The sequence below is a fragment of the Rathayibacter sp. VKM Ac-2835 genome, assembly GCF_013266705.1.
Lineage (GTDB): Bacteria > Actinomycetota > Actinomycetes > Actinomycetales > Microbacteriaceae > Rathayibacter.
The window spans coordinates 704,714-726,587 of record NZ_JABSNQ010000001.1 but is presented as its reverse complement, the minus strand read 5'-3'; the positions used below and the strand labels follow the sequence as shown (position 1 = coordinate 726,587).

The following is a 21,874-nucleotide window of genomic DNA, read 5'->3' as shown; positions in this document are numbered from 1 at the left end:
TTCTTCACGCCCTGTCGGACCGCGCACAGCCCGCCCCGGCTAGTGTGGAGCAGTCCGCGCTGTGCCGTCGGGCACCTGTCTTCTACGTTTTGGAGTACCCCGTGGCCTCAGTTCTCGAAAAGGTCCTTCGCGTCGGGGAGGGCCGGGTCCTCCGCCGCCTCGAGAACTACGCGAAAGCCGTCAACGCCCTCGAAGAGGACTTCACGCACCTCAGCGACGAGGAGCTGAAGAACGAGACCGTCGAGCTGCGCGAGCGCTACTCGAACGGCGAGTCGCTCGACGACCTGCTGCCGGAGGCGTTCGCCGCCGTCCGCGAGGCGTCGCGCCGCACGCTCGGCCTCCGCCACTTCGACGTCCAGCTGATGGGCGGGGCAGCGCTGCACCTCGGCAACATCGCCGAGATGAAGACCGGCGAGGGCAAGACCCTCGTCGCGACCCTGCCGGCGTACCTCAACGCGATCGCGAGCCGCGGCGTGCACATCGTCACGGTCAACGACTTCCTCGCGAACTACCAGTCCGAGCTGATGGGCCGCGTGTTCCGCGCCCTGGGCATGACGACCGGCGTGATCCTCTCCGGCCAGACCCCCGAGCAGCGCCGCGAGCAGTACGCGGCCGACATCACCTACGGCACGAACAACGAGTTCGGCTTCGACTACCTCCGCGACAACATGGCCTGGCAGGCGCAGGACATGGTCCAGCGCGGCCACTTCTTCGCCGTGGTCGACGAGGTCGACTCGATCCTCATCGACGAGGCGCGCACCCCGCTGATCATCTCCGGCCCCGCCTCGGGCGAGGCCAACCGCTGGTTCGCCGAGTTCGCGGGCCTCGCCAAGCGCCTCGTCGAGGGCGAGGACTACGAGGTCGACGAGAAGAAGCGCACCGTCGGCGTGCTCGAGCCCGGCATCGAGAAGGTCGAGGACTACCTCGGCATCGACAACCTCTACGAGTCCGCGAACACCCCGCTGATCTCGTTCCTCAACAACTCGATCAAGGCCCGCGCCCTGTTCAAGAAGGACAAGGACTACGTCGTCCTCAACGGCGAGGTGATGATCGTCGACGAGCACACCGGCCGCATCCTCGCCGGCCGCCGCTACAACGAGGGCATCCACCAGGCGATCGAGGCGAAGGAGGGCGTGCAGGTCAAGGCCGAGAACCAGACCCTCGCCACCGTCACGCTGCAGAACTACTTCCGCCTCTACGGCAAGCTCTCCGGGATGACCGGAACGGCCGAGACCGAGGCCGCCGAGTTCATGTCGACCTACAAGCTCGGCGTGGTCTCCATCCCGACCAATCGCAGGATGCAGCGCATCGACAACGCCGACCTCGTCTACAAGAACGAGCAGGTCAAGTTCGAGCAGGTCGTCGAGGACATCGTCGAGCGCCACGCGGCGGGTCAGCCCGTGCTGGTCGGCACGACCAGCGTCGAGAAGAGCGAGTACCTCTCCCGCCTGCTCGCCAAGAAGGGCGTGCGGCACGAGGTGCTCAACGCCAAGAACCACGCCCGCGAGGCCGCGATCGTCGCGCAGGCCGGACGCCTCGGCGCCGTCACCGTCGCGACCAACATGGCCGGTCGCGGCACCGACATCATGCTCGGCGGCAACGCCGAGTTCCTCGCGGTCACCGAGATGTCGACCAAGGGCCTCAGCCCGGTCGACACCCCCGACGAGTACGAGGCGGCCTGGGACGACGTGTTCGCCGGCGTGAAGGCGAAGGTCGCGGAGGAGGCCGAGAAGGTGCAGTCCGCCGGCGGCCTCTACGTGCTCGGCACCGAGCGCCACGAGTCGCGCCGCATCGACAACCAGCTCCGCGGCCGCTCCGGCCGCCAGGGCGACCCGGGGGAGAGCCGCTTCTACCTCTCTCTCACCGACGACCTGATGCGCCTGTTCAACTCCGGTGCCGCGGAGGCCCTGATGGGCCGCGGCAACGTCCCGGACGACATGGCGATCGAGTCCAAGGTCGTCTCGCGCGCCATCCGCAGCGCGCAGTCGCAGGTCGAGGCGCGCAACGCCGAGATCCGCAAGAACGTGCTCAAGTACGACGACGTCCTCAACCGCCAGCGCGAGGCGATCTACTCCGACCGCCGTCACATCCTCGAGGGCGACGACCTGCACGAGCGGACCCAGAAGTTCCTCGTCGACGTGATCGACGAGATCCTCGAGGTGCACACCGGCGAGGGCAACGGCGACGACTGGGACTTCGACGCGCTCTGGACCGAGCTGAAGACGCTCTACCCGGTCAGCCTCTCGATCGACGAGGTGGTGCAGGAGGCCGGCAGCCGCGGCCGGATCAACAAGGAGTTCATGCGCCGCGAGATCCTCTCGGACGCGAAGCTCGCCTACCAGGGCCGTGAGGAGCAGCTCGGTGCGCCCGCCATGCGCGAGCTCGAGCGCCGGGTCGTGCTCTCGGTGATCGACCGCCGCTGGCGCGACCACCTCTACGAGATGGACTACCTCAAGGACGGCATCGGCCTGCGTGCGATGGCCCAGCGCGACCCTCTGGTCGAGTACCAGCGCGAGGGCTTCACGCTGTTCCAGCAGATGATGGGCCAGATCCGCGAGGAGACCGTCGGCTTCCTCTTCAACCTCGAGGTCGAGGTCACCCATAAGCAGGGCGAGGTCGCCGGTGTCGCCGCGAAGGGCCTCGCCGAGCCGGTCGCCCCGGTCGAGAAGCTCAGCTACTCCGCGCCGAGCGACTCGGGCGGTGTCGAGGTCCGCGACCAGCGCGGCCGCGTGCAGCAGGCGGCGACGGCCAAGGCCAGCGCCGCGGCCGCCCGCGAGGCGCGCCCGGACGACGCCGAGGACGCCTCGACCACCGGCGCCTTCGGCCAGCAGACCGGCGGCTCGGACGAGACGCCGAACAACCGCCAGGAGCGTCGCGCGCAGACCAAGCGCCGCTGATCCAGCGCCGACTGCACACGACGAAGGCCCCGGCTCCGGCCCTGACCCTGCTCGAGCGGGGTGCAGGATGCGGGGCGCGGGGCCTTCGCCGTCGACGGGGCCGGTCAGGCGCGGGAGCGCACCAGCGCCGAGACGAAGCCGCCGGCGAAGGTGTCGCCGAGTCCGATCGTGGTGGGGCGGTCGGTCTCGAGGACGAGGCCGGGGGTGCAGACCGCCGGCAGCCGCGCCGCCACCGCGGCGCAGACCGCGACGCCTCCGGGTTGCGGGGGCAGCTGCGCGACGCGGTCGTAGTCGGCGGCGGTGATGCCGTCGCCGAGCAGGTAGCGGGTGCTCGCCATCGTGACCCCGCCGACGAGCGCCGCGCGGAACCGCTCGGCCTCCGCTCCGACGGCCGTCGACCAGTGCCGGGTGTGCACCACGAGCACGGGGCCGGGGAGCAGCGCGGCCGCCGTCGCCAGCGCCTCGGCCACCGCCTCCGGATCGAGCAGGTCGAGCCGGTCCCCGAGCAGGGCCTGCAGCTCGTCCTCGTTCATGCTGACGACGTCGACGCAGCCGAGCAGGGCCGAGCGGGCCCGGTCCTGCAGCGCGGGCAGGTGGAATCCCGCGTCCTCGTAGACGACGTCGGCCGATGGCGGGAGCGCCGCGAGGTGCCGCTTCAGCGTCTCCAGCCGATCCGCCAGCACCGCCTCGTCCTGGATGCTGTTGAAGCCGGAGATCAGGAAGACGCCCGCTTCTGCCAGCACGCCGCCGAGTCCCTCCGCCAGCAGCAGCTCGCGGTTGGGCGGGTCGTTCGCGAAGATCACCCGGTTCGGGTGCGGCGCCACCAGCACGCGGTCGCCGAGGCGGACTCGGGCGCCGCGCGGGAACTGCACGATCAGGTGCGGGTCGGTGGTGTCCGCGGTCGCGCTCGAGACGTACTCGGTCCCGGGAGGCAGGAGCCGGCGGACGTGGTCGTCGATGCTCACCAGATGCTGGGTGGCGGTGAGGCCGTGCACGGCGAGCGCGTAGCCGGCGCGCACCCCTGTCCCGCCGAGGGTGATGCGGCGCGGGAAGCGCTGCGCGAACTCCTCGACGATGCGGGAGGAGGAGGCGAATCTCTCCCCTCCCGCACCGTCGACGAGGAACGCGAGGAGCGCCACGAGGAGCTCGCGCTCGGTGGTGACCGGCGCCGTCCTCGTCAGCTCGGCCGCGCGGATCCCGTGCTCCTCCGCGAGCGCCTGGACGACCGCGTCGTCCCAGTCGATCTCGTAGTCGACGGTCCCGCCCAGGCCGAGCACGATCCTCTCGCTCACGTCGCGCGCCGGGCCTAGTAGAGCTCGGCCTTGCCGGCGGAGCCGAACAGGTCGATCTTCTCGGCGGCCGTCTGCTTCATCGCGGCGATGGAGGGCGGCTGGATGGTGTTGGGCTCGCGGACCGAGGGGTCGGCGAGCACCTCCCGCATCTTGTTGTGGTACGAGGCCTTGATGTCGCTCGAGATGTTGATCTTGTTCACGCCGCGCTTCACCGATTCCGCGATCTCGGCGTCGGGATTGTTCGACCCGCCGTGCAGGACCAGCGGCACCGCGACGCGCTTCTTGATCTCGGCGAGCAGGTCGAGCTTCAGCGCCGGCTTCATCGACGCCGGGTACAGGCCGTGGCTGGTGCCGATCGCGATCGCCAGGCTGTCGACCCCGGTCGAGGCGACGAAGTCGACGGCCTCCTCGGGCTCGGTGTAGATGATGTTCGCGGCTCCGTCCTCCGCCTCGTTGTCCGTCTTGCCGATGGTGCCCAGCTCGCCCTCGACCGAGACGCCGACGGCGTGCGCGGCGTCGACGACGCGCTTGGTGATCGCGACGTTCTCGTCGTAGGGGAGCATCGAGCCGTCGATCATGACGGAGGTGAAGCCCGACTTGATCGCGAGCAGCACCTGCTCGTAGGTGCCGCCGTGGTCGAGGTGGATGGTCACGGGGACGCTGGAGCGGTGGGCGCGGGCGATGATCGCGTGCAGGATGTCCACTCCGGTGTGGCTCAGCTCGTCGGGGTGGATCGCGATGAGCAGCGGGGAGTCCTTCTCCTCGCTGATCTCGAAGAGGCCGTTCATCATGGCGTAGTCGCTGACGTTGAACGCGGGGACGGCGAAGCCGTTCGCATTGGCGACGTCCAGCAGATCTTTTCCGGAAACAAGCATTCTCTGACTGTCCTTCTCGTGGTGGTGGTGGTGTTCCGGACGCGCGGACGCGCGCCTCAGCTCTTGACGGCCCCGGCGGTCATGCCGCCGATGAAGTACCGCTGGAAGAAGAGGAAGAGGAGGAGGACGGGAACGCATCCGAGGATGCTCATCGCCATCATCTCGTTCCACTCGTAGGAGTTCTGACCCATCAGCAGCTGGATGCCGATCGGCACCGTGCGCATGTCGTCGGTGCGGGTCAGGGTGAGCGCGAAGAGGTACTCGTTCCACGCGATCATGAAGGTGTAGACCCCCACCGAGACGATCCCGGGGATCGCGATCGGAACCAGGATCCGCCAGAGCACCGTCATCGGGCCGGCCCCGTCCATCCGCGCCGCCTCATCGAGATCGCGGGGGAGGGTGTTGAAGTAGCCGGTCAGCATGATGATCGCGTAGGGCAGCGTGAAGACCAGATAGGTGAGGATCAGCCCCTGGTAGGTGTTGTAGAGCCGCAGCGTCACCATCAGCCCGAAGAACGGGATCAGCAGGGTGATCGGCGGCACCGCCTGCACGCTGACGATGATGATGTTGATCGGCCGCTTGAAGCGGAACTCGTAGCGGCTGAACGCGTAGGACGCGAGGATCGCGACGACCAGCGTCAGCGCGACGACCGCGAGGGCGACGACGTAGCTGTTGATGAAGAAGCGGACCTTGGTCGGATCATTCAGGATTCCGGCGTAGGCCGAGAACGAGAACGTGTCGGTGATCAGCCTGGGCGGGTACTCGAAGATCTCGGTGTTCGACTTGAACGAGCTGGCGGCCATCCAGACGATCGGCAGGCCCGCGAAGGCGGCGCCGATCAGGAGGAGGACCCAGACCCCTGCCTTCGCGGCGAGGAGCCGCGGCGTGCGGACGGCCGGGCGGGTGGCGGTGGCGGTCACGTCAGTCCCTGGCTTTCTGGTTCCGCACGTAGAAGAACGCGAGGACCATGGTGAGGAGGAGGATCAGGACGGCGCTCGCCGAGGCCACCGAGAACTCGTAGCGGCTGAACGCGAGCTTGTAGGTGTAGGTGCTGAGCATCTCGGTCGCGTCGATCGGGCCGCCGCCGGTCGTCATCCAGATCAGCGCGAACTGCTGCGAGGTCCAGATGATGTCCAGGACCGACATGCTGATGATGATCGGCTTGAGCTGCGGGATCGTGACGTTCCAGAAGCGCTGCCAGGCGCTCGCTCCGTCGACCTTCGCCGCCTCGTAGAGGTCGTGCGGGATGCCCTGCAGACCCGCCAGCAGCGTGATCATGTAGAACGAGTAGCCGGCCCAGATGTTGATGAAGGTGACCGAGAGCAGTGCGGTCGCGGGGGAGGCGAGCCACTCGACGCCCTTGTCGGTGAGCCCGAGCGAGATCAGCGCGTAGTTGATGACGCCGTTGGGGTTGAGAAGCAGCCGCCAGAGCACCGCGATGATCGCGACGGTGAACAGCCACGGCAGGACGTAGATCACGCGGAAGAGCGACTTGGCGACGGTCGGCACGAGCGGCGAGTTCAGCAGCATCGCGAAGCCCAGGCCGAGCACCAGGTGCGCGGCGACGCTGACGCCGACGAAGACGACCGTGTTGCCGGTCGCCGTGCGGAACTTCGGATCGCCGAGGACCTCGAGGTAGTTCGCGAAGCCGACGAAGGCGGGCTTCGGGTTCGTGATGACGTTGTCGAAGAACGAGTACCCGATCACCAGCAGCACCGGCACGAGCATCAGGACGAGCATCACGATCGCCGTGGGAGAGAGGTAGAGGTAGGGCGCGAGGTCGCGGCGCTTCCGGCGCGGCGCACCGGCAGGGGCGGGGCTGCCGGCGGCGGGACGCTGCGGCGTGCTCAGCAGTGCGACCACGACGGTCCTCCTTGGATCGGGGGTGGGGTGAGGGGCGATCGCGCCGCGGGAGAGGACTCCCGCGGCGCGATCGGGGACGGACGCGTCACGGCTCAGAACTCGCCGAGCCAGGCTTCCTGGGACTTCTCCAGCGCCTCGTCGACGCTCTGGTCGCCGTTGAGGGCGGCCTGCAGCTGCTCGTCGAAGTCGCGCATCAGCTGCTCCGCGACGGGCAGGCCGACGAACTCGTTCGCCGGGTAGCCGGCGGAGTAGATGTCGAAGGCCTCCTGGTACAGCGGATCGCTGTCCGAGAAGTCCGGCGTGGAGGCGGTGTTGCCGGGGAAGGCGTTCGCCAGCGTGGACAGCTCCGAGTTGGTGTCGGCGCTCATCAGGAACGACACGAGCTTCGCGGCCTCGGCCGGGTGCTCGCTGCTGGCCGAGACCCCGATGCCCCAGGAGGCGAAGGGGATGCCGCGCTCGCCGCTGAAGCCGTCCTCGGCCGGGATGGCCGAGATGCTGAACGTCAGGTCGGGGTTGGACTCCCGGATGGTGGCGATGTGCGAGAGGGAGTCGATCATCATGCCGACGCGCCCGTTCGTGAACTCCTCGACCTTGTCCTGCTCCTTCATCGTCGCGGCACCGGGGGCGATCACGCCGTCGGCGTCGAGCTGCGCGATGTAGTCGACGGCGCTGGTGACGGCGTCGTTGGTGAGGTCCGGCTTCCCGTCGTCGAGCATGCTGCCGCCGGACGCCCAGACCCACGACATGACGTCGTTCTGGATCCCGTTGGGGGCGTCGCTCGAGAGCGGGAGCACCCAGCCGCTGGTGTTGTCGCCGAGCGCCGTGATCGCCTTGGCGGCGCTCTCGAACTCGCTGCGCGTCGAGGGAGGAGCGCTGACGCCCGCCTCGGAGAGCAGCGCGTCATTGGTGAAGAGCGGGTAGACGAAGTTGACGACGGGGACCATGGCGGTCTCGCCGTCGACGACGACGGTCGAGGAGAGCTGGCTCTCGTCGAAGCCGGCGTCGGAGAGCAGCGGGCCGAGGTCGGCCAGCGCGCCCTGCTTGGCGAAGTCGCTGATCCAGGCGCCGTCGAGCCCGACGACGTCGGACATCGTGCCGGCCGCGGCGCCGGCGAAGAGCTGCTCCTTGGTCGAGGCGTACGGACCGCTGAGGAGGTCGACCGTGATGCCGGGGTTCGCGGCCTCGAAGTCGTCCATCAGGCCCCGGAGGGCGCCGTCCGAGAGCTCGGGCTCCCACCACTGCGCGAATTCGAGGGTGACGTCTCCGCCTGCCGCGGAATCGCCGCCACCCTGGCTGCAGCCGGTCAGCATCGTCGCGGCGAACGCCGCGCTGACGGTGAAGACGACGGCTCTCTTGATGCGAGCACCTTTGCTCATGTCACTCCCTGCAACTCTGCAGTTATCTGCTGTTGTGTGCGCATTCTTGCGCTTGTGTTCTGCGAATGTACCTGGCGGTGCGTGGACTTGCAAGAACCGGCACGATATTGCCGAGTTGTGCGACAAATGCGCCCCAGTTCGCACGATCTGCGGCGATCCGGGCGCGACAAGTTGCAGCATCTGGCACGGCGGTGTTAGACAACCCCCATGCCCGACACCGACGACGCCTCCTCCGCGAACGACGCTCCGCTCCGTCTGCCGGCCGGCCGGAAGGCCGACCTGGCCGCCTACGTCGCCGAGGCGGGGGAGGTCACGGTCACCACGCTGGCCCGCCGCTTCTCGGTCTCCGCCGACACCGTGCGCCGCGATCTCGACCAGCTCGACGCGGACGGCTACCTCGTCCGCACGCACGGCGGCGCGGTGAGCCTCGCGGTGATGCCCGCCACCGAGAAGCGCCTCGACGTGCGCCTGGGGATCCAGCGCGGCGCGAAGGAGAAGATCGGCGCGCTCGCCGCCGGCCTCGTCGACAACGGGGCGGTGGTGATGCTGAACGCCGGCACGACCTCGCTCGCCGTCGTCCGGCACCTCAACGACCACCGTGAGCTGACGATCGCGACGAACAACCTGCGCGTCCCCGCCGAGATCGGCTCGAAGACCTGCCGCGACCTCTTCGTCTTCGGCGGCGCCGTCCGCCTCGGCGGCCAGTCGACGGTCGGCCCGGTGGGCTTCGCGGTCGCGGAGCAGGGCGCCGCGGTCGATCTGCACTGCGACATCGGCCTGATCTCGGTCGGCGCCGTCTCGGCCGAGAACGGCTACTCGACCAGCAACCTGGCGGAGGGCGTGATGATGAGCGAGATGATCGCGCGGTGCGAGCGGGTGGCGATCCTGGCCGACCAGACCAAGTTCGGCCGGACCCTCTTCGCGCAGGTGGCGGAGCTCGGACGGGCCGACTACCTCGTCACGGACGCCCCGCCGCCGCCGGAGCTCGAGGAGGCGCTGCGGGAGAAGGGCGTGCGCGTGGTGCTGCCGCCGGTGGCCGCCGCCCGCGAGCGCTGACCCCGAGCGCTGACCCGCGCGCTGACCCTTGCGCTGAGGCGCCCTACAGCACGTTGATCGCCGTCGCCCGCCAGCGGGCGTCGGTGCCCTCCAGCCGGATGGCGACCGCGCGGGTGCGCACCCGGTTGTGCACGAGGACGACGGCTTCGACGATCCCGTCCCGCGGCTCCGTGACGACGACCCGGCCGACGGTGAACGGGATGCGCTGCGCCGAGCGGCCCTTGACGCTCCGGGCGCGCGCGGCCATCACCACCCGCTTCTGCAGGTGCCGGTACACGTCGTCGCTCAGCCAGCGGGCGAGCTGGTCGATCTCACGCGAGCCGCCCAGGACCTCGACCACCAGCAGCGTCAGGCAGGCCAGGATCGGCTCGGGATCGGGCAGCTCCGCCCGCGTCGCCGGCTGGGGGGCGAAGAAGGCGGCGGCGGGCGTCGCGGGGATGATCGCGTCCGCCTCGAGCGGCAGGGTGCGGTAATCGAACGCATCGGTGGGGTGCATCATGCGGCGTGCTCCAAAGGCAGGACGAGCGACTCACGGTTCGGGTCACCTCTCGGCTCGGAAGGTGCGGGTCGTGCCGGGAGGGCACGACAGATGCCCTCATCGAAGCAGCCGAGCGATGCTCACGTCGGATCGAGCGCCGGTCTGTGGATAACCGGGCGCGGGGCACCGCAGGTGCGGTGCGCGCGACGACGGCGCCTAGGCTTGTCGGGTGTCGACCCTCAGTGATCTCGTCCTCTCCCACGGCCGCTCCACGGACGCGGACGTCGAATGGCTGCACCTCCTGGTCGGCGATCTGCAGCTCCTCGCCGACCTCGCCTTCGCCGACATCGTGCTGTGGGTGCCGACGGCGGAGGGCGGCTTCGTCGCGGTCGCGCACGCCCGGCCCTCGAGCGCGGCGACGCTCTTCTACCGCGACTTCGTCGGGCAGAAGATCAAGGCGGAGTGGCGCGCCCAGGTCGCCGAGGCCTTCGAGAGCGCCCGCATCGTCGACACCTCCGCGCCGGACTGGTTCGAGGAGACCCCGACCCGGGTGCGCGCCGTGCCCGTCATCCGGCGCCTCGGCGGCTCCGACAGCGCGACCACGGACCAGCCGATCGCGGTCGTCACCCGGCACACCAACCTCAGCGAGACGCGGACCCCCAGCCGCCAGGAGCTGACCTTCAACGACTGCGCGAACGACCTCTTCTCGATGATCGCCTCGGGCGACTTCCCCGATCTCGGCGCGCCGACCGGCCCCCGGCGCGGCGCCCCGCGTGCCTCCGACGGCCTGATCCGCCTCGACGTCGACGGCATCACCACCTTCGCGAGCCCCAACGCGCTCTCGGCGTTCAACCGCATCGGCTTCGCGGACGAGCTCGAGGGCGAGTCCCTCGCCGAGGTCACCACCGGCCTGGTCGCCGGCAAGGTCGTCATCGACGAGTCGCTGCCGCTGGTCGTCACCGGCAGGGCGCCCTGGCGCACCGACATCGAGGCGCGCGGCGTCACCGTCTCGCTGCGCGCGATCCCGATCCGCGACCGCGGCGAGCGCGTCGGCGCCGTCGTGCTCTGCCGCGACGTGACCGAGCTGCGGCACCAGGAGCGGGAGCTGATCACCAAGGACGCGACGATCCGCGAGATCCACCACCGGGTGAAGAACAACCTGCAGACGGTCGCCTCGCTGCTGCGCATCCAGGCCCGGCGGACCCACTCGGACCTCGCGCGGGAGGCGCTGACGCAGGCCATGCGCCGCGTCGCCGCGATCGCGGTCGTGCACGACACGCTCTCCGAGGGGCTCGCGCAGAACGTCGACTTCGACGCGGTGTTCGACCGCGTGCTGCTGCTCATCGCCGAGGTCGCCTCGACGCACAACACCACGGTGCACCCCACCTTCACCGGCAGCTTCGGCGACCTGCCGAGCGAGTACGCGACTCCGCTCGCCCTCGCGCTGACCGAGCTGGTCACCAACGCGGTCGAGCACGGGCTGGCCGGCCGCGAGGGCGACGTCGAGATCGTCGCGACCCGCGGCGACGACGAGCTGACCGTCAAGGTGCGCGACACCGGCGTCGGACTGCCGGAGGGCAAGGTCGGCTCGGGCCTGGGCACGCAGATCGTGCGCACCCTGATCCAGGGCGAGCTCGGCGGGACGATCGACTGGCACACGGTGGTCGGCCGCGGCACCGAGGTCACCATCGAGGTGCCGCTGCGCTGGCTCAAGGGCCCGCGGGTCTGATCGCGGTCGTCGCCCCCCCCGAGACGACGCGACCCCCGCTGCCGAGGGCGAGCGGGGGTCGGGGTGGGGCTGCTGCCGGACGGTGCCGGCGCGGGCGCTACGAGGCGCGGCGGGCGCGGGCGGCGCGGCGCTTGAGGGCGCGGCGCTCGTCCTCGCTGAGGCCGCCCCAGACGCCCGAGTCCTGGCCGGTCTCGAGGGCGTACTGGAGGCAGACCTCCGTGACGGTGCAGCGACCGCAGACCGTCTTCGCCTTCTCGATCTGGTCGACGGCGGGTCCGGTGTTGCCGACCGGGAAGAAAAGCTCGGGGTCAGCGGTGAGGCAAGCGGCCTTGTCGCGCCAGTCCATGCAGGTGCTCCTTGTGTGACAGCGTGCGTGGAGGAACCACGCAGTGTTCGGGTGGGATGATCGAGTCACACCGACGGTTCTGATCATCGGCATGCGCCGGGCACCTGCACCGGCGCACGCCACGAGACCTCACGCAGCTGCGCGAGGCGGTTCAGGGCGGGACCGGACGGTGCTCGGTTCTTCCCGATGGGAGATCGCTCCGATCGCAGTCGCGCCTCGCGGCGCAGCAGGATCGGAGAGTTCACATCGGCGGTAACCCACGACCCTGTGAGCGGTGAAACGAACTGCACTAGCCTGTCACGGAGGCAGGCTCGAATCAAGAGTGCTGGATGGGATGCAGCTGTGATCATGGACGGGAACCGGCCTCCGACCAGGCCGGGAAGCGGCTCGCGGCCCCTCGGCCTGCTCCTGCTCGTCGCTGTTCTGGCGCTGGAGACCGCCGCCGTGGCGTGCGTCACCGGGTGGCTCGTCCTCGAGCTGCTGACGACGCGCGCCGGTTCGGTCGGCGGCGGGATCGCCATCGTCGTGCTCTCCTTCATCGCGCTCGCCTGGGTCGCCGCGACCACCGTCGGCACCGCCCGGCGCCGCAGCTGGATCCGCGCCTCCGCCCTCACGATCCAGCTGGTGCTGATGGCCGTCGCCCTCGGCGCCTTCCAGGGGCAGTACGCCGTCCCGGACATCGGCTGGGCTCTGCTCGCACCGGCCCTGCTCGCCGTGGTGCTGCTCTTCCTGCCGAGCACGGTCGCCGCGACCCGTCGGGACCCCGGGCTGGGCTGAGTCCACCCTCGGCCCGACCGGCCCGGCCGGGACCCGGGTCGGCTAGCGTCGGAGGATGGACTCCACCCGACTCGGCCTCAGCGGCCTCCAGGTCTCCTCGATCATCCTCGGCTGCATGAGCTTCGGCGCCCCCGACCGCGGTGCGCACGGCTGGAGCATGGGGGAGGAGGAGTCGCGGCCCTTCCTCCGCCGCGCTCTCGAGCTCGGCATCACCACCTTCGACACCGCCGACGTCTACTCCGACGGCACGAGCGAGGAGTTCGTCGGCCGGGCCCTCGCCGACTTCGCCGTGCGCGAGGAGGTCGTCATCGCGACCAAGGTGCACGGCACGATGCGTCCGAGCGCCAACGGCGGCGGACTCTCGCGCCGGCACATCCTCAGCGCCATCGACGACAGCCTCCGCCGCCTCGGCACCGACTACGTCGACCTCTACCAGATCCACCGCTGGGACCCGCTGGTGCCGATCGAGGAGACGATGGAGACCCTGCACGACGTCGTCCGCTCGGGCAAGGCGCGCTACATCGGCGCATCGAGCATGTGGGCGTGGCAGTTCGCGAAGGCGCAGTACACCGCGGACCTCGGCGGCTGGACCCGCTTCGTCTCGATGCAGGACCAGTACAACCTCATCCAGCGCGAGGACGAGCGCGAGTTGCACCCGTTCTGCCTCGACCAGGGCGTCGGCGTCATCCCGTGGTCGCCGCTGGCCCGCGGTCGTCTGACCCGCGACTGGGACGCGACCACGTCGCGCACCGAGACCGACCTCTACGGCAAGACGCTCTACCACCAGCAGGAGGAGGCCGACCGCCGCACAGCGGGCACGGTCGAGCGCATCGCGGCGGAGCGCGGCGTCCCGCGCGCGCAGGTCGCCCTCGCCTGGGTGCGCCAGCAGGAGGCGGTGACCGCGCCCATCGTCGGCGCGACGAAGATGCAGCACCTCGAGGACGCGGTCGCCTCCGCCGACCTCGAGCTGACGGGCGAGGAGCTCGACGCGCTCGGCGCCGACTACGCCCCGCGCTTCAACGAGGGCTTCTAGCGGCGGCGGGACTCGATGCGCCCGCTGCGCGGGCTGCTCGACCAGCATGGACCGCCGGAACGGCGGGCGGCCGCCCTCCGTGGACCGCTGGAACGGCAGGCGGCTGCCCGGCATGCTGGTCGAGCAGCCGCCGAAGGCGGCGTATCGAGCCCCGGCGCCTCAGGCCAGCTTGAGCTTCTTCCGCAGCGCCTGCACGTGTCCGGTGGCGCGCACGTTGTACTGCGCGAACTCGAGGTCGCCCTCGGGCCCGACGACGAAGGTCGAGCGCAGGACGCCGACGACCGTCTTGCCGTAGCTGTTCTTCTCGCCCCACACGCCGTAGGCGCGGTGGACGGTCATGTCCGGGTCGCTCAGCAGCGGGTAGGCGAGGCCGTGCTCGTCCGCCCAGCGGCGCAGCGCCTCCGGGGTGTCGCGCGAGACGCCGAGCACCTCGTAGCCGGCCGCCTGGAGCGCCGCCGTGCTGTCGCGGAAGTCGCACGCCTCGGTCGTGCAGCCGGGGGTGTCGGCCTGCGGGTAGAAGAAGAGGATGACGCGGCGGCCGCGGAGATCGGCGAGGTCGACCGGTCGGCCGTCCTGGTCGGGCAGCGTGAATTCCGGTGCGGCGTCGCCCGCGGCGAGGCGCTCGTCGGCGGGGATCGGGGGGAGGGCGGTGTCGGTCATCGTCTGCTTCCGTCGGTGGTGGCGAAGGTGGTCAGGAGGCGCTGGAGCGAGTCGAGTCGCTCCGGCCCGCTCGCGCCGAGCAGCCCGCCCTCGACCGCCTCGATGATCGCGCAGTCGGGGGAGTCGGGCAGGTGCGTGCAGCCGCGCGGGCAGTCCTCGGCGAGCACGGCGAGCGTCGTGAAGGCGCCGAGGATGTTGTCGGTGTTCACGTGGCCGAGGCCGAAGGAGCGCACGCCCGGGGTGTCGATGACCCAGCCGTGCCGGTCGCCGCGCTCGACCCGCAGCGAGACGGTGGAGGAGGAGGTGTGCCGGCCGCGCCCGGTCACCGTGTTGACCCGGCCGATCGCCCGGTGCGCGTCGGGGACGAGCTTGTTCACGAGCGTCGACTTGCCGACTCCGGAGTGGCCGACGACGACGGTCTCGTGACCGAGCAGCGCCTCGGCGATCTCGTCGACGGGCGGCTCGTCCTGGCTGGAGAGGAACACCCGGAGGTCGAGTCCCTCGAAGTTGCGGAGGAAGGGCGCGGGATCGGCGAGGTCGGTCTTGGTGATGCAGAGCATCGGGGTGATGCCGGCGTCGAAGGCGGCGACCAGGTAGCGGTCGACGAGGCGGGTGCGCGGCTCCGGGTCGGCGGCGGCCACCACGCAGACCATCTGGTCGGCGTTGGCGACGATCACGCGCTCGATCGCGTCGGTGTCGTCGGCGCTGCGGCGCAGCAGCGTGGAGCGCTCGCGGATCCGGACGATGCGGGCGAGGGTGCCCTCGTCGCCGCTGGAGTCGCCGACCACGTCGACGCGGTCGCCGGGGACGATCGCCTGCTTGCGCAGCTCCCGGGCGCGCGCCGCCGTGAACTCGTGCTCCTCGGGCGTGCCGTCGCCGATCATCACCGTGTAGCGGCCGCGGTCGACGCCGAGGACCATCGCGATCTCGGCGTCCTCGTAGGCCGGCCTGTTCTTCGTGCGCGGCTTGGTCCCCTTCGGGTTCGGCCGCACCCGCGCGTCCGACTCGTCGTAGCCGTCGAAGTCGTCGAGCACACCGTCGGCGTCGAGGCCGCTGTCCGTCCACCACGACACGGGTCAGACCCCGCCCGCGAGTGCGGTCCAGAGCTCGGGGAACTGCGGGAGGGTCTTGGAGGTCGTCGCGATGTCCTCGATCGCGACGCCCGGCACGACGAGGCCGATCAGCGCGCCGGCGTGCGCCATGCGGTGGTCGGAGTAGGTGCGCCAGCGGCCCCCGTGCAGCGGGGCGGGCTCGATGCGCAGGCCGTCCTCGAGCTCGGTGACGGCGCCGCCGAGGCCGTTGATCTCGGCCGCGAGGGCGGCGAGGCGGTCGGTCTCGTGGTGGCGGATGTGGCCGATGCCGGTGAGGGTGCTCGGACCGCTCGCGAGGGCCGCGAGGGCCGCGAGGGCGGGGGCGAGCTCGCCGCCCTCCGAGAGGTCGAGGTCGACGCCGAGGATCTCGTCGCCGCCGCGGACGACGAGGTCGTCGCCGTCGCGCTCGACGCTCGCGCCGAACATCGGCAGGATGCGCTCGAGGTGCGCGCCGACCTGGGTGGTCTCGGCCGGCCAGTGCCGGAACCGCACGGTGCCGCCGGTGACGAGCGCGGCGGCGAGGAACGGCGCGGCGTTGGAGAGGTCCGGCTCGATCAGGACGTCGGCGCCGGCGATCGTCTGCGGCGCGATCGTCCAGGCGCCGGGGGTCGACGCGTCCACGCTCACGCCGCGGGCCTCGAGTGCCGCGATCGTCATGTCGATGTGCGGCTGGCTCGGCAGCGCGCCGCCCTCGTGCGTCAGGCGCAGGCCCTCGTCGAAGCGCGCGCCGGCGAGGAGCAGGGCCGAGACGAACTGGCTCGAGCGGGTGGCGTCGACCACGGCGTCGCCGCCGCGGATCGAGCCGGAGCCGTGCACGGTGAAGGGGAGCGAGCCGCGGCCGTCATCGGCCACGTCGACCCCGAGCGAGCGGAGGGAGGCGATGGTGGCGCCCATCGGGCGCTTGTAGGCGTAGGCGTCGCCGTCGAAGGTGGTCGGCCCGAGCGCGAGCCCCGCGAGCGGCGGCAGGAAGCGCATCACGGTGCCGGCCAGACCGCAGTCGATCGTCGTGGAGCCGAAGAGCTCCTCCGCCGGCTCGACGACGAGATCGGCGCCGAAGGAGCCGGTGGCGCCCTCCTCGCGGATCGTCGTGCCGAGGGCGCGCAGGCCCTCGATCATCAGCGCGCTGTCGCGGGAGTGCAGCGGTGCGCGCAGCACGGACCGGGCGTCGGCGAGCGCGGCGAGGACGAGCTCGCGGTTCGTCAGCGACTTGGAGCCGGGCAGCTCGACGACGGCGTCGAGGGCGCCGGCGGCGGCAGGCGCCGACCAGTCCTCCTCGCCGGGGAGCGCGCGGGCGTCGCCGTACGGATCGAACTCGGGAGCGGAATAACGCGAGAAGACCATCGGTTGTCAGAGTAGTCGGCGAACGGACCGACGGCAGGATCAGGCGGGAGGCGAGGCATGACGGCAGCGACGATCGACCTCGCGCGACCCCGGCTGGCGCGACCGGCTGCTGTGCGGCGGCGCGGCTTAGAATCGCGTGTGATGACTCGCGACGACAGCACACGCCCCAGCACCGCCGACGAGGCGCCCGCGACCGAGGAGGCCGAGACGATCGAGGAGACCGTCGAGGAGTCCCTCGACGACGTCGCTCCCGACGCCCCGGTGGATCTCCGCGCGCTGTTCGAGCAGCAGGCGCTGCCCTTCATCGACCAGCTGTACGCCGCCGGTCTGCGGATGACCAAGAACCCCTCCGACGCCCAGGACCTCGTCCAGGAGACGTTCGCGAAGGCGTTCGGCGCGTTCAAGCAGTTCGAGCAGGGCACGAACCTCAAGGCGTGGCTCTACCGCATCCTCACGAACACGTTCATCAACTCGTACCGCAAGAAGCAGCGCGAGCCCTACCAGAGCGCGATCGACGAGCTCGAGGACTGGCAGCTGGGCGGGGCCGAGTCGACCACCGCGACCTCGAGCCGCTCGGCCGAGGCCGAGGCCATCGACCACCTCCCCGACACCGCCGTCAAGGAGGCCCTGCAGGCGATCCCGGAGGACTTCCGGCTCGCCGTCTACTTCGCCGACGTCGAAGGCTTCTCCTACCAGGAGATCGCCGACATCATGAAGACCCCCGTCGGGACCGTGATGAGCCGGCTGCACCGCGGCCGGCGCATGCTGCGCGAACGACTCACCGACTACGCACGCGAGCGCGGGATCCGCGCCGCTTTCACCACCGGGAGCACGAAATGACCGACTGCGGCTGCACGAAGGCGAAGGCCGAGCTCGAGGAGTACCTCCACAACGAGCTGTGCAAGGAGGACGCCGCCGACATCCGTGAGCACATGGCGAACTGCCCCGACTGCTCCGGTGAGGCGAAGGTCGGCGTCGTGCTGACCGTCGCGGTCCAGCGCGCCTGCAAGGAGACGGCGCCGGAGGACCTCCGCGCGCAGGTGCTCGGCATGCTGCGCGACGCGCAGGCGAGCCACACGGCGGCTCCGGCGCGCGTCTAGCGCTCCGTCCCACCCGGTCGACGACCTCCGGCTCGCCCGAACGCGCTCGGCTCTCAGGAGCCGCCCGTTCCGGCGAGCCGGAGGTCTTTCCGCGCGCCGGAGCCGCCCGGTGAGGGGCGGCTCCGGGCGTCGTCAGCGCTGCAGCGCCCTGCTCAGCAGGTCGGCCTGCTCGGCGGCGTGGCGCTTGGCCGAGCCGGCGGCGGGGGAGGCGGCGGCCGGCCGCGAGACGACGCGCACGGGGCGGTCGAGCTGCGGAGCGACGTTCAGCGCGATGAACGGCCAGGCGCCCTGGTTCTCGGGCTCGTCCTGCACCCAGACGAACTCCGCGTCCGGGTAGCGCGCGGCGATCGCGCGCAGCTCCTCGATCGGGGCCGGGTAGTACTGCTCGACGCGCACCAGCGCGACACCGTCGTCCGGCTTCTTCTCCAGCTCGGACCGGAGGTCGTAGTGCACCTTGCCGGCGTGCAGCAGCACGCGGGTCACGGCTGCCGCGTCCTGGATCCGCGCGTCGTCGATCACCGGCTCGAAGCGGCCCGAGGTGAAGTCCTCGACCGGGCTCGAGGCCCCGCGCAGGCGCAGCATCGCCTTCGGCGTGAAGACCACCAGCGGGCGGCGGGGCCGCGAGTACGCCTGGCGGCGCAGCAGGTGGAAGTACGACGCCGGGGTCGACGGGCGCGCGACGGTCATGTTCCGCTCGGCGCACATCTGCAGGTAGCGCTCGATGCGAGCGGAGGAGTGGTCCGGGCCCTGGCCCTCGTAGCCGTGCGGGAGCAGGAGCACGAGCGACGAGCGCTGGCCCCACTTCTGCTCGGCGGAGGAGATGAACTCGTCGATGACGATCTGGGCACCGTTCGCGAAGTCGCCGAACTGCGCCTCCCAGAGCACGAGCGAGTCGGGCCGCTCGACCGAGTAGCCGTACTCGAACGCCATCGCGGCGTACTCCGAGAGCAGCGAGTCGTAGATCCACAGGCGGGCCTGCGAGTCCGACAGGTTCATCAGCGGCAGCCACTCCTGGCCGTTGTCGCGGTCGTGCAGCACCGCGTGGCGCTGCACGAACGTGCCGCGGCGGGTGTCCTGGCCGACGAGGCGCACCGGGGTGTCCTCGAGCAGCAGCGAGCCCAGTGCGAGCAGCTCGCCGAACGCCCAGTCGATCGAGCCGGTGCGGCTCATCTCCTGGCGCTTGGTGAGGAGCTGCTGCAGCTTCGGGTGCACGGTGAAGCCCTCGGGCGGCGAGTTGAACGCGTCGCCGATGCGGGTGACGACCTCGACCTTGACCCCGGTCACCTCGGGCTCGCCGGGGTAGTCCTCGCCCTGCTGCGCGTCGGGCAGCTCGAGATCGGCCACGGAGTCGCCGTCGGCGCTGATCACCGGGATCGCGCCGGTCTGCGCGGCGTGCGTCTCGGCGAAGGCGCGCTCGAGGCGGTCCTGGAAGTCCTGGTGCGCCCGGTCGTACTCCTCCTCGGTGATGTCGCCGCGGCCGACGAGCGCCTCGGTGTAGAGCTTGCGCACTGAGCGCTTGGCCTCGATCAGGCTGTACATCAGCGGCTGGGTCATCGAGGGGTCGTCGCCCTCGTTGTGCCCGCGGCGGCGGTAGCAGATCAGGTCGATGACCACGTCGCGGTTGAAGCGCTGGCGGTACTCGAACGCGAGCTGGCCGACGTGCACGACGGCCTCGGGGTCGTCGCCGTTCACGTGGAAGATCGGCGCCTGGATCGTCTTCGCCATGTCGGTCGAGTAGATCGAGGTGCGGGCCTCGTGCGGCGGGGTGGTGAAGCCGACCTGGTTGTTGATGTTGATGTGGATCGTGCCGCCGGTGCGGTACGCCCGCAGCTGCGACATCTGCAGCCCCTCGACGACCACGCCCTGACCCGCCATCGCGGCGTCGCCGTGGACGAGGATCGGCAGGGTGGTGAAGGTGCCGATCGGCTTGCGGTCCTGCTTGGCGCGGACGATGCCCTCGAGCACGCCGTTGACGGCCTCGAGGTGCGAGGGGTTCGCCGCGAGGTAGACGGGGATCTCCTCGCCGCCCGCGCCGCGGAAGGTGCCCTCGGTGCCGAGGTGGTACTTCACGTCGCCGGAGCCCTGGACCGTCTTCGGGTCCTGGGTGCCCTCGAACTCGCGGAAGATCTGGCCGTAGGTCTTGCCGGCGATGTTGGTCAGCACGTTGAGGCGGCCGCGGTGGGCCATGCCGATGGCGACCTCGTCGAGGTCCGCGTCCGCCGCGCCCTGCAGGACGGCGTCCAGCAGCGCGATCAGCGACTCGCCGCCCTCGAGCGAGAAGCGCTTCTGGCCGACGTACTTGGTCTGCAGGAAGGTCTCGAAGGCCTCGGCCTCGTTGAGGCGGCCGAGGATGCGCAGCTGCTCGTCGTGGCCCGGCTTCTCGTAGCCGCGCTCGAGCTTCTGCTGCATCCAGGCGCGCTGCTCCGGGTCCTGGATGTGCATGTACTCGACTCCGACGGTGCGGCAGTAGGAGTCGCGCAGGATGCCGAGGATGTCGCGCAGCTTGAGCTGGCGGGAGCCGCCGAAGCCGTCGGTGACGAACTCGCGGTCGAGGTCCCAGAAGGTGAGGCCGTGGCTCTCGATGGCGAGGTCGGGGTGCGAGCGCTGGACGTACTCCAGCGGGTCGACGTCGGCCATCAGGTGGCCGCGGACGCGGAAGGAGTTGATCAGCTCCTGCACGCGCGAGGTCTTGGAGACGCGCTCGGCGAGGTCGACGGCGATGTCGGTCGACCAGTGGATCGGGTCGTAGGGGATGCGCAGCGCGGAGAAGATGTCCTCGTAGAAGCCGCGCTTGCCGAGCAGCAGCTCGTGCACGATCTTGAGGAACTCGCCCGAGCCGGCGCCCTGGATGACGCGGTGGTCATAGGTGGACGTCAGCGTGATGGTCTTGCCGATGCCGAGCTCGACGAGGGTCTTCTCCGACGAGCCCTGGAACTCCGCCGGGTACTCGAGGGCGCCGGCGCCGATGATGCAGCCCTGGCCCTTCATCAGGCGCGGCACGGAGTGCACGGTGCCGATGCCGCCGGGGTTGGTCAGCGAGAGGGTCGTCCCGGCGAAGTCGCCGGCCGCGAGCTTGTTGCCGCGGGCGCGCTTGACGAGGTCCTCGTAGGCGGCGAGGTAGGCGGTGAAGCTCAGCGTGTCGGCGCGCTTGATGCTCGGGACGAGCAGGGCGCGGGTGCCGTCGGGCTTGGGCATGTCGATCGCGATGCCGAGGTTGACGTGCGCCGGGGCGACGACCGAGGGCTTGCCGCCCGGCTCGTCGTAGTAGACGTTCTGGCTCGGGAAGTCCTTGAGCGCGCGGATCAGCGCCCAGCCGATCAGGTGGGTGAAGGAGACCTTGCCGCCGCGCGTGCGGCGCAGGTGGTTGTTGATGACGATGCGGTTGTCGATCATCAGCTTCGCCGGGATGGTGCGCACGCTCGTGGCCGTCGGGATCGACAGGCTCGCGTCCATGTTCGTGGCGAGGCTCTTCGCCATGCCGCGCAGGGGCGAGACGACGTCCTCCTCGACGGCGGCGACGTCCTCGGCCGGCGTGCCGACGGGCGCGTCGGCCGGGATGGGCTGCGGCTTCGGCTGCTTGGAGGTCGTCTTCGACGTGGAGGTCGCCGACGTGGCGGGGTGGCTCACCGCACCGCCGGCACTGGTCGAGACGCGCTCGGCGACGGACTCCTTCGCGGGGGCGGCGGGGGCTGCGGCAGCGGGGGTCTCCGCGGCGGCGGCGGGCGCGGCACCGCCGAGCTGCTTGCCGTAGCGCTCGAGGATCGGCCACCAGGACTCGTCCACCGAGGCCCTGTCGGCGCTGTACTGCTCGTACAGCTCCTCCACCAGCCACTCGTTGGCTCCGAAGTCCTCCGAGCCCTGATCTGTTCCCGCTCCGGTCAACTGGCTCGACACAGCCGATCGCCCACTCTCTCCGTTGATTCGTTCTCGATCATCCGGACGGCACCGTCGCATCCGACA

18 protein-coding genes are annotated in these 21,874 nt (G+C 70.6%); 7 read left to right on the top strand and 11 right to left on the bottom strand.

Going from position 1 to position 21,874, the window contains the following annotated elements; all coding sequences use genetic code 11:
- The first annotated feature begins 101 nt into the window (after window positions 1-101).
- The gene (gene secA, locus HRK28_RS03320; RefSeq protein WP_173250409.1) at window positions 102-2,897 is read left to right on the top strand and encodes a preprotein translocase subunit SecA; all 2,796 of its coding nucleotides are present in this window, start codon (window positions 102-104) and stop codon (window positions 2,895-2,897) included.
- Between the two features lie 104 nt (window positions 2,898-3,001).
- Here the strand turns inward: secA and HRK28_RS03315 are convergent, their stop codons facing one another.
- The 5 genes from HRK28_RS03315 to HRK28_RS03295 all read right to left on the bottom strand — a co-directional run bounded on the left by HRK28_RS03315 (window position 3,002) and on the right by HRK28_RS03295 (window position 8,303).
- Complete coding sequence (locus HRK28_RS03315) at window positions 3,002-4,189, bottom strand: ADP-dependent glucokinase/phosphofructokinase (protein ID WP_173250408.1); 1,188 nt, start codon at window positions 4,187-4,189, stop codon at window positions 3,002-3,004.
- A 14-nt stretch (window positions 4,190-4,203) separates the two neighbouring features.
- Window positions 4,204-5,064: a ketose-bisphosphate aldolase gene (locus HRK28_RS03310; protein ID WP_160088155.1), complete on the bottom strand. Its 861-nt coding sequence runs from the start codon at window positions 5,062-5,064 to the stop codon at window positions 4,204-4,206.
- A 56-nt stretch (window positions 5,065-5,120) separates the two neighbouring features.
- Window positions 5,121-5,984, bottom strand: a complete 864-nt coding sequence (locus HRK28_RS03305; RefSeq protein ID WP_367948333.1) for a carbohydrate ABC transporter permease — start codon at window positions 5,982-5,984, stop codon at window positions 5,121-5,123.
- A 1-nt stretch (window position 5,985) separates the two neighbouring features.
- The gene (locus HRK28_RS03300; protein WP_367948332.1) at window positions 5,986-6,927 is read right to left on the bottom strand and encodes a carbohydrate ABC transporter permease; all 942 of its coding nucleotides are present in this window, start codon (window positions 6,925-6,927) and stop codon (window positions 5,986-5,988) included.
- A 92-nt stretch (window positions 6,928-7,019) separates the two neighbouring features.
- A complete protein-coding gene (locus tag HRK28_RS03295) occupies window positions 7,020-8,303 on the bottom strand; it encodes a sugar ABC transporter substrate-binding protein (RefSeq protein WP_173250407.1) in 1,284 nt (427 codons plus the stop codon).
- A 207-nt stretch (window positions 8,304-8,510) separates the two neighbouring features.
- Here HRK28_RS03295 and HRK28_RS03290 point away from each other — a divergent pair, with 207 nt between their 5' ends.
- Window positions 8,511-9,359: a DeoR/GlpR family DNA-binding transcription regulator gene (locus HRK28_RS03290; RefSeq protein WP_173250406.1), complete on the top strand. Its 849-nt coding sequence runs from the start codon at window positions 8,511-8,513 to the stop codon at window positions 9,357-9,359.
- Window positions 9,360-9,402: 43 nt separating this feature from the next.
- On the opposite strand, the gene HRK28_RS03285 is transcribed toward HRK28_RS03290, so the two are convergent.
- Complete coding sequence (locus HRK28_RS03285) at window positions 9,403-9,858, bottom strand: Rv3235 family protein (RefSeq protein ID WP_244231800.1); 456 nt, start codon at window positions 9,856-9,858, stop codon at window positions 9,403-9,405.
- A gap of 208 nt (window positions 9,859-10,066) precedes the next feature.
- Here HRK28_RS03285 and HRK28_RS03280 point away from each other — a divergent pair, with 208 nt between their 5' ends.
- Complete coding sequence (locus HRK28_RS03280) at window positions 10,067-11,566, top strand: PAS domain-containing sensor histidine kinase (protein WP_173250405.1); 1,500 nt, start codon at window positions 10,067-10,069, stop codon at window positions 11,564-11,566.
- 97 nt (window positions 11,567-11,663) lie between these two features.
- Here HRK28_RS03280 and HRK28_RS03275 read toward each other — a convergent pair whose 3' ends face one another.
- A complete protein-coding gene (locus HRK28_RS03275; RefSeq protein WP_056045195.1) occupies window positions 11,664-11,912 on the bottom strand; it encodes a WhiB family transcriptional regulator in 249 nt (82 codons plus the stop codon).
- A gap of 348 nt (window positions 11,913-12,260) precedes the next feature.
- On the opposite strand from HRK28_RS03275, the gene HRK28_RS03270 reads away from it, so the two are divergent.
- Together HRK28_RS03270 and HRK28_RS03265 are read left to right on the top strand one after the other, a co-directional pair.
- A complete protein-coding gene (locus HRK28_RS03270) occupies window positions 12,261-12,689 on the top strand; it encodes a hypothetical protein (RefSeq protein ID WP_173250404.1) in 429 nt (142 codons plus the stop codon).
- A gap of 55 nt (window positions 12,690-12,744) precedes the next feature.
- Entirely contained in the window at window positions 12,745-13,722 is a 978-nt protein-coding gene (locus HRK28_RS03265; RefSeq protein ID WP_173250403.1) for an aldo/keto reductase, read from the top strand.
- A 159-nt stretch (window positions 13,723-13,881) separates the two neighbouring features.
- On the opposite strand, the gene bcp is transcribed toward HRK28_RS03265, so the two are convergent.
- From bcp to aroA, 3 genes are read right to left on the bottom strand one after another with little or no spacing between them, the layout of a single operon-like run.
- The gene (gene bcp, locus HRK28_RS03260) at window positions 13,882-14,382 is read right to left on the bottom strand and encodes a thioredoxin-dependent thiol peroxidase (RefSeq protein WP_173250402.1); all 501 of its coding nucleotides are present in this window, start codon (window positions 14,380-14,382) and stop codon (window positions 13,882-13,884) included.
- Window positions 14,379-15,455 (bottom strand): ribosome small subunit-dependent GTPase A, encoded by a 1,077-nt coding sequence (gene rsgA, locus HRK28_RS03255; RefSeq protein WP_173250401.1) that lies wholly within the window; start codon window positions 15,453-15,455, stop codon window positions 14,379-14,381. The genes bcp and rsgA overlap by 4 nt, the downstream gene beginning before the upstream one ends.
- Window positions 15,456-15,458: 3 nt before the next feature.
- On the bottom strand, window positions 15,459-16,814 hold the full coding sequence (gene aroA, locus HRK28_RS03250) for a 3-phosphoshikimate 1-carboxyvinyltransferase (protein ID WP_173250400.1): 1,356 nt from the start codon (window positions 16,812-16,814) through the stop codon (window positions 15,459-15,461).
- A 141-nt stretch (window positions 16,815-16,955) separates the two neighbouring features.
- Between aroA and HRK28_RS03245 the strand changes: the two genes are divergently transcribed.
- Together HRK28_RS03245 and HRK28_RS03240 are read left to right on the top strand one after the other, a co-directional pair.
- Window positions 16,956-17,654 carry a sigma-70 family RNA polymerase sigma factor gene (locus HRK28_RS03245; protein WP_160088167.1) on the top strand — a complete coding sequence of 233 codons (699 nt, stop codon included), beginning with the start codon at window positions 16,956-16,958 and terminating at the stop codon, window positions 17,652-17,654.
- Window positions 17,651-17,914 carry a zf-HC2 domain-containing protein gene (locus HRK28_RS03240; RefSeq protein ID WP_160088169.1) on the top strand — a complete coding sequence of 88 codons (264 nt, stop codon included), beginning with the start codon at window positions 17,651-17,653 and terminating at the stop codon, window positions 17,912-17,914. Before HRK28_RS03245 ends, HRK28_RS03240 begins: the two co-directional genes overlap by 4 nt.
- A 132-nt stretch (window positions 17,915-18,046) precedes the next feature.
- Here the strand turns inward: HRK28_RS03240 and HRK28_RS03235 are convergent, their stop codons facing one another.
- Window positions 18,047-21,808: a multifunctional oxoglutarate decarboxylase/oxoglutarate dehydrogenase thiamine pyrophosphate-binding subunit/dihydrolipoyllysine-residue succinyltransferase subunit gene (locus tag HRK28_RS03235; RefSeq protein ID WP_173250399.1), complete on the bottom strand. Its 3,762-nt coding sequence runs from the start codon at window positions 21,806-21,808 to the stop codon at window positions 18,047-18,049.
- Window positions 21,809-21,874: the final 66 nt, after the last annotated feature.